Source organism: Chryseobacterium capnotolerans (genome assembly GCF_021278965.1).
Taxonomy (GTDB): Bacteria; Bacteroidota; Bacteroidia; order Flavobacteriales; family Weeksellaceae; genus Chryseobacterium; species Chryseobacterium capnotolerans.
Genome location: NZ_CP065589.1, coordinates 2,595,409 through 2,608,322 on the forward strand (window position 1 = coordinate 2,595,409; position 12,914 = coordinate 2,608,322).

General features: G+C 37.5%; 13 protein-coding genes. 6 read left to right on the plus strand and 7 right to left on the minus strand.

Features of this window, described 5'->3' with window-relative positions; all coding sequences use genetic code 11:
• Nucleotides 1-6: 6 nt before the first annotated feature.
• The 5 genes from H5J24_RS12385 to H5J24_RS12405 form a co-directional block, all read right to left on the minus strand.
• On the minus strand, nt 7-951 hold the full coding sequence (locus H5J24_RS12385; RefSeq protein WP_068942929.1) for a hypothetical protein: 945 nt from the start codon (nt 949-951) through the stop codon (nt 7-9).
• Nucleotides 952-1,054: 103 nt separating this feature from the next.
• A complete protein-coding gene (locus H5J24_RS12390; protein WP_068942928.1) occupies nt 1,055-1,231 on the minus strand; it encodes a DUF3606 domain-containing protein in 177 nt (58 codons plus the stop codon).
• Between the two features lie 134 nt (nt 1,232-1,365).
• Nucleotides 1,366-1,551 (minus strand): hypothetical protein, encoded by a 186-nt coding sequence (locus tag H5J24_RS12395; RefSeq protein ID WP_068942927.1) that lies wholly within the window; start codon nt 1,549-1,551, stop codon nt 1,366-1,368.
• Entirely contained in the window at nt 1,548-2,075 is a 528-nt protein-coding gene (locus tag H5J24_RS12400; protein ID WP_068942926.1) for a hypothetical protein, read from the minus strand. The genes H5J24_RS12395 and H5J24_RS12400 overlap by 4 nt, the downstream gene beginning before the upstream one ends.
• 132 nt (nt 2,076-2,207) lie before the next feature.
• On the minus strand, nt 2,208-2,495 hold the full coding sequence (locus tag H5J24_RS12405) for a helix-turn-helix domain-containing protein (protein ID WP_068942925.1): 288 nt from the start codon (nt 2,493-2,495) through the stop codon (nt 2,208-2,210).
• A 502-nt stretch (nt 2,496-2,997) separates the two neighbouring features.
• Here H5J24_RS12405 and H5J24_RS12410 point away from each other — a divergent pair.
• From H5J24_RS12410 to H5J24_RS12425, 4 genes are all read left to right on the plus strand, one after another.
• Nucleotides 2,998-3,528, plus strand: coding sequence for a hypothetical protein (locus H5J24_RS12410; RefSeq protein ID WP_141395672.1), 531 nt, complete (start codon nt 2,998-3,000; stop codon nt 3,526-3,528).
• Between the two features lie 145 nt (nt 3,529-3,673).
• Nucleotides 3,674-4,972 carry a TlpA family protein disulfide reductase gene (locus H5J24_RS12415; RefSeq protein WP_068942923.1) on the plus strand — a complete coding sequence of 433 codons (1,299 nt, stop codon included), beginning with the start codon at nt 3,674-3,676 and terminating at the stop codon, nt 4,970-4,972.
• 95 nt (nt 4,973-5,067) lie between these two features.
• A complete protein-coding gene (locus tag H5J24_RS12420; RefSeq protein ID WP_232816339.1) occupies nt 5,068-8,262 on the plus strand; it encodes a SusC/RagA family TonB-linked outer membrane protein in 3,195 nt (1,064 codons plus the stop codon).
• Nucleotides 8,263-8,291: 29 nt separating this feature from the next.
• Entirely contained in the window at nt 8,292-9,656 is a 1,365-nt protein-coding gene (locus H5J24_RS12425) for a RagB/SusD family nutrient uptake outer membrane protein (RefSeq protein WP_082811168.1), read from the plus strand.
• Between the two features lie 81 nt (nt 9,657-9,737).
• Here H5J24_RS12425 and H5J24_RS12430 read toward each other — a convergent pair whose 3' ends face one another.
• Both H5J24_RS12430 and H5J24_RS12435 read right to left on the minus strand, forming a co-directional pair.
• Nucleotides 9,738-10,046 carry a hypothetical protein gene (locus tag H5J24_RS12430; protein WP_141395671.1) on the minus strand — a complete coding sequence of 103 codons (309 nt, stop codon included), beginning with the start codon at nt 10,044-10,046 and terminating at the stop codon, nt 9,738-9,740.
• 279 nt (nt 10,047-10,325) lie between these two features.
• On the minus strand, nt 10,326-10,748 hold the full coding sequence (locus H5J24_RS12435) for a MauE/DoxX family redox-associated membrane protein (RefSeq protein ID WP_346729999.1): 423 nt from the start codon (nt 10,746-10,748) through the stop codon (nt 10,326-10,328).
• 402 nt (nt 10,749-11,150) lie between these two features.
• Between H5J24_RS12435 and H5J24_RS12440 the strand changes: the two genes are divergently transcribed.
• The gene (locus tag H5J24_RS12440; RefSeq protein ID WP_232816340.1) at nt 11,151-11,864 is read left to right on the plus strand and encodes a hypothetical protein; all 714 of its coding nucleotides are present in this window, start codon (nt 11,151-11,153) and stop codon (nt 11,862-11,864) included.
• Entirely contained in the window at nt 11,854-12,825 is a 972-nt protein-coding gene (locus H5J24_RS12445) for a helix-turn-helix domain-containing protein (RefSeq protein ID WP_232816341.1), read from the plus strand. The genes H5J24_RS12440 and H5J24_RS12445 overlap by 11 nt, the downstream gene beginning before the upstream one ends.
• The last annotated feature ends 89 nt before the right edge of the window (nt 12,826-12,914 follow it).

A 12,914-nucleotide genomic window follows, 5' to 3' on the forward strand; every position in this document is an offset into this window, starting at 1 on the left:
AATCCTTTACCAAGCATTATACATTACAAATTGACGAATATTAAAATATTGATATAAAATATCTTCAATTATCAGTAATTTATCTATTGGGCTTAATTCTTTGGTTATATTTTTTATATCATTTTCTAAATTTAAACCCGAAATCCTATTAATTGAAGCTGTCAATATAAAATTATATTCTTCGGACTCATCTTTTAGTCCAAGTAATTCTGATAATAATCGGAAATTTTTATCAATTATATTTTCGCTATTATTATAATTTAATTGCTCAAAAACATCTTGAATAAAATAATATAAATTATTTGATTTCGAATTTTCTAAATTTATTGGGTCACTGTGAAATCCAACCTTATAATCTTTACAAAATGAATAATGATGATTTACGCTTCTATCTGAAATAATTTCGTGTGGCGGAATTGTAATTGAATTCTTGAATATTGTTTTATTTCTCCAAATTAAATCTCTTCCTCTTAAAGGATGGAAATAAACTTCACGATACTGAACTGGTAATAATGCAGATGAAAGGAATTTTAATTTTTTCAATTCGGTACTTTTAAAGAACAAAGGTGCAACATAAGCTGCTTTGTTATTCTGTGAAAGTTTATATAAGGCATTATGTTGTCCGTATTCTTTACCTTTTTTTAAAAGTTCAAATGCAAAAAAACCTTTTTCGATTGGCAAAGAGACTGATTTTCGTTGATTTGCTATTTTCCCGGTAAATCTTGGAGAATAAAAATCAGAACGTTTAAACTGAATATAAAAAGGTACAATGGTATTTAAAACTCCATCGTAACCTAATTCATTTTCATCAGCCTGAGAAATTCTTCGTATTTCTATATTTTTATCAAAGTAATAATAGCATCTATTCAATGCGGTCTCGATTGCTGAAATATAATCTTCTTCAATAAAATCGGGAATAATTTTTTCACCTTGTTTTTTTAAAAGTTTCATTGGTTACTGTTTAGATAATATAGCTAAAATAAATAATTTTCGAGTAACTATATAACAAATCCCAACTCTCGTCAGGATTTATTGATTAAATTAAAAACTCACACTATTTCCCAAGATACTTCTGTACTGCAGCAGCAGAAGTTCCGACAGCTTTAACTGCTTCTTTCAAACGTTCTTTGGTAACACCAAACTTTTTTGACCAGTATTCCAGTTCCCAAGTTTCGTTCACATTTACTTTAGTTGCATCTTGAGGTCCTTTTTTACTTAGATCGTCACTCATAATAAATAATTTTTGGTTAGTAAAGTAAATTTAAAAAGGTTATATATTATATCACTACGGTTTTCCGTAAAAAAAAAAAAATCCCAACTTTTGTCAGGATTAACTTTAATCTTTTAATAAAATGAAATAGAAAATTATTCCAAATCATTCTGTATTTTTCTGATGATGTCCATTAATTCACCTTTTTCAAATCTATCACTTGGAAAAGAAGGAATATCATTTTCAGAATTCTCAATTCTATCTGTTGGAAATTGTGGAATTTCTGGCTCACTTGGCGGTTCTGGAGCTGTATCCTGAGGATTATTATCTTCGTCGCTCATAATAAACTGTTTTTAAAAATTAATATTATATAATTAAGTAATGTAGTTGCAATAGTGAAAAGAATCATCGTTTTTGCAATATAGAGGTCGTAACTTCTTTTATCATTTATTGTACAATGATTCTCAGCAATATCTACAAATTTATCAATAATTTTCGTTTCAAAATCAATATTTTTTTTAGGATCGTTAATTCTTCCATTATAATCTATAACTTTATTTTGGTATTCTCTTAGTTCTTTGTAATTTCCTATATTCCTGTATTTGAAACCTTTATAAAAATTATTATATGATTTGGTTAAGTAAGCTGTTGTGAGAATAATTAATAGAAAAAATATCAACATTAAAAAATGCCTGAAATTAATATTGCAAAAACTTTGAATAGGAAATAAATCTTTTGCAATATAAGTATTACCAGTTATCAAAATGCCAATTATTGTTAACGGCAAATTAATTGAAGCATCTAAGTCTTTTCTTCTGTTTAATTCTCTATCATATAAAGATTTATAAAAGTTATAATTATCCATAATTTTGCTTGATTTCAAAGGTATATATGCATCATTATAAATTTCTGTTTCACAGAAATTCTGACTATTTTAATATTCTTAGAAATTATTTAGGTCCTCTACGTTTTAAGAATAATAAAATTTGTAGTATTACTATGTTTTCCTTTTTTTAGTTACCTTAAGTATATTATTTTCTTTCATATAACCATCAAAATCAAATTTTAGTGAAAAAAGTTGTTGCGGCTCTATTCCAGCAGCTAAAGAAATGCGTACTAATGTTGATAATTTTGGAACGTTTTCTTTATTTAACAATCTATAAACTTGCCTTCTATCTAAATTAGCGGCGGCGGCTAAATCAGCAATATCAATTTTTTTATCTTCAAGTATTGATTTAATGTGATCAGCAAGCGCGATAAAGTATTTATCATCAATATATTTCATTAAATAAAAGTGACATATTTGTCAAAAATATCATTGACATATTTGTCACATACTTGGAATTTTATTATATTTGTAAAATAAGTTACCGAAACGTAACTTTGCGATACTTCAGAAAAACATTAGAAGCTATTCGCTTAGAATCTCGTATCAGAAAACTGCCAATTTTCATTTTACCACGAGAGGATAAGTAGAAGGCTCACGCTTTGGCGTGGGCTCTCTTATTCGTGGTAAAAGGTATGGCAGTACCTCTGATACAGTAAGTAGAGTTCCACGCCGTTTTATTTTCCTATGCAGTCCGCTATCTCTACAATTCTCTAAGCTGCTTTTACAAAATACAGTATCAGATTAAGACAGATACAATGGCAGCGCAACCATTGCGGCTTTACAGCTTTCACGGGACACATTTTCATTCATATTAATTTTGGCTTGTATAGGCAGGGAGCTTTGTATGAAAGATTTCCAAGGTTTCCTCCTATGCGGTCACTAAACAAAACAAAAACGATTGAAAAATAAAAGGATAGACTTTGAAGCCAGGTTTTGGTCTGGCAGTAGGAAACATTCCGGGATAAAGCTTATTGAATCATTCTTCCATTTTAATGACCTGGTTACTGCCAAACAAATGCTCAACAAAATTATGATCTATGCCGGCAAAAAGAAAACGACGATTAATGAGGATTCTTCGGTAATCTTCCACTTTCATCAGGCCTTGCGGTCCTTTGTACGGGCGTGTTATGCAATCAGGTTGAAGGAAACGACCTGGGAAATGAATAGTAGTACAGAGAATCGTTCTCCATTGATGCAGGCTTCCCTTTCGGATGAGGAATATCTAAACCCAACCCTAGTATTTAGAAAGGCTTTTGCCGAATACAGCATTAAGGACTTTGATTACTATATAGCCATTGCAGTCTATTTCTCAATGGGTATATTTAAAAATGCTGAGGAAAGCAGCCTTATCAGCCCTTATATCCACCTTACCAAAATGCTGGATGCGACACATCTTATCCTCGAAAGAAGAATCCAAAAGAATCAATAACCATTAAAAGTAAAAAGCAGAGAATGGAAAACAGTACTTAAAAACATCCCCAATAAAATAAGAAAGCCCTTTCCGCAAGAGTTTGGCGACCAAACGGAAAGAGCATAATCAGTGATTAATAATTATCAAAAACCTATTCAAAAGTATGAAAAAAATCTTTTGCAGGGGAATACTATCCCTTGTTTTTACCTTTGTTGCGACTACCACATCCTTTGCGCAGAACAAGTCTGTTAAAGTCGGAGAATCTCTTCCTGACAATTTCTGGACAACTTCTTTTCAGGTAGTGAATCATCCGCAAAAAACCTTAGATCTTTCTGACGATAAGAATAAACTGATTCTTCTGGACTTCTGGAACACCTGGTGCAGTGCCTGCCTGAAAGCGTTTCCCAAGATGGAACAGCTCAAAGAACAGTTCGGGCATAAAGTAAAAATCCTGGCCGTAAGCAACCAGGACCGCCAGACCCTTGAAAAGTTCTTTGCCTCCAAAAACGGTCAGCGTTTCAATAATGTTGTTTCCGTAGCAGGAGACCAGCTCTTTCATCCCTTGTTTCCGCATCAGGGCGTTCCCTATGTTGTATGGATCAAAGATGGAAAGCTACTCAGCACAACAGACGGTGCCCAGGTCAATGAAAATACCATCAGTAAGGTCTTAGGCGGGGAAAGTTCTGGTCTTCAGACCGTCATCCAGATGAGCAGGGAAAGACCCCTGATGCTTTCCGAGGATTTTGACCGTGAAAAGGGCTTGTCAATGATCAATTATTCCATTTTTGCCAAAGGAAGAATACGGGGAATGGGCTTTGGTTCCGGTTTTCGAAGATCGGGTAACCAGATATACGGAAGACAGTTTACCAATCTTTCCCTTCTTGAGATCTTTTCCACGCTTGCCGATGAGATATTTCAGGTGCGTAAAGAATCTTTTAGTGAGAAGCGAAGAATCGTAGAAGTTCAAAACCCTACCGTATTGGACTATATCAAAAAAGCTGACGGATCCGTAGAAGATGGCAATCTCTACAGCTATGAATACATTGTTCCGCTATCCAAAGCAGATTCCCTCTATCCGTTAATGCTGAAAAATATCAGCGAGTATGCAGATTATAGCGCTACGATCGAAAAAAGGAAGGTTAGATGTTTAGTACTAAAAAGAACATCATCCATCGATAAGCTAAGGACCAAGGAAGGCCCAACTCGTTTTTCATTCTCAATGACGGAAACGATTTTAAAAAATGCTTCACTCTATAAATTGGTCAATAACCTGAATGCCTTGTCCACGGTTTCCTTACCAATAGTGGATGATACAGGAATCACGGGCAATGTAGACCTGACAATGGGAACAATCTCAGATGTACCTTCTATCAGGAGAGCGCTTTCAAAATATGACCTGGACCTTCAGGAAGAAGAGCGTGAAATTGATATGCTGATCATAGGGGACAAATTGAAAAATTAGCTCCCGGATATACTGTGGGGAATGGTACTAAAGAATAGCATTTTCCTATATCATTCCAAAAAACTATACAATTAATTCAAACTGTAATTTTAACTATGAAGAAACTAAGCATCCCGCTTCTGCTATGCTGTACGCTGTCACTCACGGCACAGCACACTGTTTCAGGTTATGTGATCACTGAAGAAAATTCGCTTCCGCTTTCGGGGGCAACGATCAATATTCTAAATTTAAAAACCGTTACAATCACTGATAAAAATGGCTTTTTCAAACTTCCTGCGAATGGGGAAAAGGTCACCCTGAATATTTCGCACAGCGGCTACAAATCGGTTTCGCTTGATGTAGCATTACCACTTGGTACACCGCTGAGAATTGTTCTTTCTCACAAAGTGAATGACATTCAGGAAGTGAATATCTCCACCGGTTACCAGAAGATCCCCAAGGAAAGAGCTACCGGTTCCTTTACATTCACGGATAATAAACTGCTTAATCAACAGGTCAGTACCAATATACTCGACAGGCTTGCCAGTGTTGCCGGCGGTGTTTTCCTCGAACGGGGACGTTCCGGAAATCCGCAGCTGATGGTCAGAGGGCTCAGTACCATCAACGGTCCCAAATCCCCCTTGATCGTGGTCGATAATTTTCCCTATGAAGGCGACATCAGTAATATCAATCCCAATATGGTGGAAAGCATCACGGTACTGAAAGATGCCTCAGCAGCCAGTATCTGGGGCGCAAGAGCCGCCAATGGGGTCATTGTCATTACTACAAAAACCGGAAAATTCAATCAGCCTGTCAAAGTGGAATTCAATTTCAATACAAGCTTTAGCCCTAAGCCTGATTTTGGCTATCTGAAAACAATGTCATCTTCCGATTTTATAGAGGTTGAAAAAGGATTATTTCAAAAGGGCTTTTATAACAGTGATATCAACTCTTCCTCTCATCCTGTCCTGTCACCTGTGGTCGATCTTTTGAATAGAGCAAAAAACGGATCGATCTCTTCAGATGAAGCTGATCGTCAGATCCAGCAACTAAAGAGCATTGACGCTAAAGAACAGTTCCGCCGCTATATGTACACGCCTTCGGAAAAAAGACAATACTACGTAGGATTTACAGGGGGAGCTCCTGCATTTTTATGGAGTTCCGCACTGGGGTATGATGATAATACCGGCAATTTAGGGGAAGACTATAACAGGATGAACCTGCGTTTCCAGAACGTATGGCGACCTGTAAATAAAATATCGCTCACCAGCAGCCTGTATTACACGGAAACCAATACAAAAAGCGGGCGTACTGCCTACGGCGGGATTATTATGGGAAAAAACTCATTCGTTCCTTATATGCAGCTGGCAGATGAAAACGGTCGCCCTCTTGTCGTGAATAAGGATTATAACCAGAACTACAAGGACAGCTTTGAAAAGGGCAAGCTGAATGACTGGAATTATTATCCTCTGACCGACTGGCAGAATGACCAGGTAAAAACCAAAGGCTCGGAAGTGATGGTCAACGCTGGCATTAATTATAAAATACTGAAAGGACTGGAAGCAGATGTAAAATATCAGCATCAACGTTTGAATGACAATTCGGATAACCTGCATAATGCCCAGAGTTACTACGCGAGGAACTATGTCAATAGTTTTGCGCAGATCAATAATGGCAATGTAACGTTCATTGTTCCCAAAGGAGGTATTTTAGACCAATCCACTTCTCTGACCACCATCAACAATATCCGAGGGCAGCTCAGCTATACAGGGCAATGGAACAGGCATAACATCTCCGCCATAGCAGGAGGTGAAAGCCGTGATGCGGTCAGGACCTATAATTACAACCGCTATTATGGATTTGATGAGGAACGGATGACCTCCGGCGCCGTAGATTACGCTCATCAATACCCGCTGCTTCCCACAGGCAGCACTGATTTCATACAGCGAAACCAGTCTTTGGGAAAACGTACCACCCGTTTTGTCTCCCTTTATGCCAATGCAGCCTATACTTACGATAACAGATATACGGTTTCCGCAAGTTTCCGAAGGGACGCCAGCAACCTGTTCGGGCTTAAAACGAATGACCAGTGGAATCCTTTCTGGTCGGTCGGTACTTTATGGGATATTTCAAAAGAAAATTTCTATGGGATAGCCTGGCTTCCTAGCCTGAAGCTTAGAGGCTCTATCGGGTATAATGGAAATATCGATCCTGCAATGGTGGCAGTAAGTACCATTGCTTACGACCTGGATAACTCACTTTATACGGGAACGCCAATGGCCCGTATTGACAATTATTACAATCCAAATCTTCGATGGGAAACTTCACGTATGGTTAACATGGGCCTCGACTTTTCATCCCGGAACAACAGGATCAGCGGCTCCGTAGAATATTTTACCAAGAAAGGAACCAATCTCTTTGGCCCTGCGCAGATGGACTATACCACAGGTATTGATTATATGCGTTCCAATGTGGCAGAGATCAAAGGAAAAGGAATGGATATAGTATTCAAAACACTCAACATTGATAAGGGCATTCAATGGAATACGATTCTCAACTTCAGCATCTACCACGATAAGATCTCAAAATATTATCTACTGAACCCAATGGCCAATCAATTTATCGGAAATGGGTCTTCCGTACCGATTTCAGGAATTGAAGGAAAACCGGTGTATTCCATCTTCGCTTACCAATGGGCAGGACTGGACCCCAAAACGGGAGATCCCAGAGGTTATCTTAATGACGAAGTAAGCAAGGACTATGCAGCTCTTACCGGCTCAGGAACATCGGTCAATGATCTGGTGTTTTTTGGTTCAGCTTTACCAACGGTATATGGATCGTTCATCAACTCGGTGGGCTATCAGAATTTGAGTCTCGATATCGGTATTGTATTTAAATTGGGATACTACTTCAGAAGAAGTTCTATTAATTATACCAACTTATACAGGAGCTGGACGGGGCATAGTGATTTTGCCGACCGATGGCAGAAAGAGGGTGATGAAGCATTCACGGATGTTCCTTCCAATACTTTACAGAGCAACGCCAACAGGGATGCTTTTTACAGTGGTTCAAGCGTACTGGTAGAAAAGGCAGACCACATCCGTTTGCAATACATCAATCTCAACTATCGTTTCAATAAACATTTTTTAGGATCGACAATGTTCAAAGATCTCAGTTTATTTGTAAACCTCAGTGATCTTGGTCTGTTGTGGAAAGCCAATAAAAGTGGAATTGATCCGGATTTTAACCTGGGTGGCAACGGATTGAAACCACCTTCCGTGTATACCATCGGATTACGTGCAAACTTCTAAACTTCTGATCTAACATTATTTATTATATTATGAAAAAGTCATTTAAAATAACATTGGGATTATTATCTGTATTAATGATACTGACAATACAGACAGGCTGTAGCCGCTTTCTGGATGAAAAGTCTGATTCGACACTCGCCGTCCCTGTGAGTCTTGAAGATAACCAGGCATTGATGGATCGCCTTTCTGATGTGATGATCAATTTTGCATCCAGTGGACTGGCCTCCTGTGATGAACTCTATTTGTCGGATGCCGATTTTGATGCTATGGAATATCAGGAGGATAAAAGCTTATACACCTGGCAGAAAGATCATGTATCCGCCAGTCAGGGTGCAGGCAATGATTGGTATTATACTTACAAAGCTATTTATATTTCTAATGTTGTTCTCAATAATCTGGAAACCTATGCCATTCCGGGATCTGAGAACGTTAGAGGACAGGCATTGGCAATGAGAGCGATACGCTACCTGGATGCGGCGCAGATCTGGTGTCCTGCCTATAGCAGTGATAAGGCTTCAACAGATCTGGGACTACCGCTTCGTTTGGACCCGGATATGAATATTCCCTCCCAGCGTTCTACCGTGAAACAGACATATGATCAGATCCTGACAGATCTTCAGCAAGCGGTGGATCTTTTGCCGGTCAAACAGGTTGCTGCCAGCAGACCATCCAGGGTTACGGCCTTAGGATACCTGGCAAGGACTTATCTCTTTATGGGCGATTACCAGACAGCCCTGACCTATGCCTTGCAGGCATTGAGCTATCAAAATATCCTGGTGGATTTCAATACTCTGAACGTAGCAGAATCTTACCCCATCAAGGATATGAATTCTGAAGTTTTGCTGCGGACAACTATGAGGATCTCAGCACCTGTACGCTTTGCAGCAGCTAAAGTGATCGATACGCTGTATCAGAGCTATCACGCTAATGATATCAGGAGATCGGCCTATTTCAGAGTTAATGCTAACGGTGATATTTCCTTTAAGGGCAATTATACCGGAGGATCTTCAGGGAAAATAACCAGCGTTGCAGTGGACGAATTGTACCTGATCGCCGCAGAATCCTATGCTCAAACGAATGACATCACCAATGCTATGATGATGCTAAACAATCTGCTTATTAAGAGATGGCAAAGCGGAACCTATATTCCTTTTACAGCTGGCTCAAAGCAAGAAGCCTTGTCAATTATTAAAAAAGAAAGATGCAAAGAACTCTTGTTCAGGGGAATTCGCTGGGCAGATCTTAAACGGTATAACCGGGACGGGGCCAAAATTACGTTAATAAGAACGGTCAAAGGACAAACTTATACGCTACCTCCGAATGACCTTCGGTACGCAATAGCTATTCCGGAAGATATTATAACGCTAAGCGGAATGCCGCAGAATCCAAGATAGATACAATAGCAGTAGAATAAGATCTATAAAAGAAGGCTGGCCAGTGCCAGCCTTCAATTTATCATTTATTGCCAAAAGTAGTTAGGGCTTACGATTGGAACTCATAGATAGAACCTGCGCATTGCTTTTTCCATCCAAAACATCATTCAGGGTCTGTCCGTCGGGAACCACAATACTACAAGGTCTTTCTCCTTCAACTTCACATCCTGAAGCATTGGTGGTCTGCCAGTGTGAGGTATTGGCAAATGCTCCGGAGGCAATGTCCGTGCTGTTATAGAAATACGTCGTAGCCGCTTTTTTCTCTGCCACTTTAAACGACATCACAGCCCCAGAGAATATCACGGCTGCAATCGCTACCGCATTGGCTTTCAAAATTTGATTAAGTTTCATAATTCCGGTCTTTTTATACATCAAAAAAGATTACCATAAAAACTTTAGAAACTTGCGTGAGAAGTAAGACTGAGTAGGTTAAGTCATTTAATTAAATCGATAGATTTACAAATCTTATCGCACCAAAATATCCTATTCTACATATTCTCAAACAAATTGTTGTTAATAAAATCATTTTAGAATTTCGGGTTGTTAAACAGCTTTCGGCTGTCTAATTTTAAGGTTGAACATTAATTACAAATTCAGTCATAATTGTCCGTAAATATTACGGTAACATACTTATTCAGCAGGCCTGCTGTATTTTAGATTTAAACCTAAAGCGATGATAGAAAGAACGACACAACCCATATTAAAATACAGATGCTGGTTCCAGCTCATTTTCTCCAATATTCCGCCGCAGGAACAAGGGAGATTTTTACTTGTACTTAGTAGTTTAGCAATATATCCAGTAAAGATGAGCATCAAAATAAAGCTTCCTATCAGTCCTATAGTTCTGGTTTTCGGGTAGCATAACAATCCTGCTATAATAACTTCGACAATGATTATCGTGTAAGGCAGGAATTGCGAAAATGCATTCAACAATGGTGATGCTGAAATCTGAACCTGGAAATTCTCAAAATCCAATATCTTACTGATAGCTGCATAGCAGAAGAGAATAACAAAGAAAATGCTTACCGCAAATGGTATTATCTTTTTAAATATTTCATGACATTAGTTTATTGTTGAAAGTATTTTGTGTAAACTGTATGTCTATTTTTCTTACAATTACTGATCAAATGTAAAACAGAAATTCAACAAAAAAATGATTTACGATGCCTGTTTCCTATGTCTGATGCCAGTTTATAAACTGATCCTCTGTATCAAAATCCCAGAGCGGCATAGCTGTAGGCTATAGTTTTTTTCATAAAAGTGATTATAAGTTGGAATTAGACATTGTGCTCAAAAAGACAAATGATGCTTATTCAGCAAATCAAATGTTATTTTGTGTGAATAAGAACCATAATGGATGGTATTTTTGGTTATGTAGTTTACAAACAGTTGGATATTCCATAAAAAATAACGTAATTTTATAAAAGGTTTTAATAAAATGAAGATAACGTGCAGATGTTCAGGTTGTTTATATTGCTTTTGGTTTCCACTGCGGAATTATGGGTTGCGCAGAGTACAGACAATGTAGCCTATCATCAAATCAGAAAAAAGTACGATTACAAGAAGGTTAATGATACTACAGCACTTTCTTACGTTGACCTTTTAATTGCCCTCGCGAAAAAAGAAAAAAATTATTCCGAATTAACATATGCATACCAAGATGCCCTACATTTTGAGCCATCAGGATACCGCAAAAAGCTGTATGCAGACAGTGCAATAACTTCCGCTCAGCATAGTTGTAATAACGATCTTATTGGCTCTGCTTATCTTGGAAGGGGAATTGTGTCTTACTTTATTTTTAAAGACTATCAACCTGCATTGGATGATTATATAAAAGCGTTATCCTACGCCAGATATAGCACTAGTCCATACATAAAGTATAATATATTATATCACCTGGGTGTAATGAAGAGTTATCTGGGATATTATAATGAAGCGGTCAGTCAATTTGAGGCCTGTTCTGCATTCTTTAGACAGGAAATTTTGAAAAATAATTCCCCAGATATCCTGTACAATATGCGCAAAGGCTATTATAATACTTTACATCAACTTATCTATTGCTACCAGCAAATAGGAGATGATGATAGTGCCGACCGCTTAATTGAAATAGGCAAGAGGGAAATACCCAAAGATTTAGATTTTGTCCAGTTAAGGAGTTGTGTTTTTTAAATCAGAAGGCATTTCTAAATTCCGTAAAGGAAATTACGAGCAAAGTATTGCCGATCTCAATCGTGCACTTCCGGAACTGGTCAGGGTAAATGACTTTGCCGGGGTATCAGTGATCTACTTTTATCTGGGAAAGAATAAATTGGCTCAGCACCGAGAACAAGAATCCTTTAGTTTTTTTAGAAAAGTTGATTCTCTTTATCAGAAATACCATTTTTTCTTTCCTGAGCTTACGGAAAACTATAAGATTTTACTGGAGAATGCCCATAAAAAATCAAATATAGATGAGAGCTTATCTTTTGCCAATACCCTCCACAAAATTGAAAAAATAAACATAGAAGACACACATCATCTTTTTATACAGTTTGAGGCCGAGCGGATAAATATTGAATATTCGAGTATTACACAGCGTTACAGGAATATTCTCTTTGGAGTTGTAACATTCTCTATGTTTTTACTTATATTCACTATAAACACTTATCTGGAAAAGAAGTCCGAGAAAACATACAATGTGGTCTTAGCGGGTGTAGGTGTTGATATTGAGAGATTAAAAACTGATGTCTCACCGCCAAAATCCACATTGAGTGCAGAGATTCGCAACAGAATTCGGAAGAATCTACAGAAATTTGAAGATGAAAAAGAGTTTTTAAAGCCGAACCTGAGTTTGAAAAAAATTGCCATAAGAGTAGGGACAAATCCTAATTATCTATCTGCCTACATTAACACGGAGAAAGGAATGCATTTTAATCGTTACCTAAGTGAGTTGCGCATCAATTACATCGCCAAATTGATCGCAGAAGATCCTATATCAGCTAATCAGAAAACAGAAGTTCTATCCAAGTTATGCGGAATTGCCTCTCGCTCTAACTTTCTAAAACTGTTTTCAGAGATCTATGGTATGTCGCTGCAAGAGTATCAGCATCAGTGCAGAGAAAAGTTTGCTGCGAATGAAGATCTTAATTAAGTTGTGTTTGGATGATGTCTACAACACTCCTCAAATCGTAAGTTTTCTGATATCTGCATTTTAAAATTGCCAAAATCAATTTCATAGAT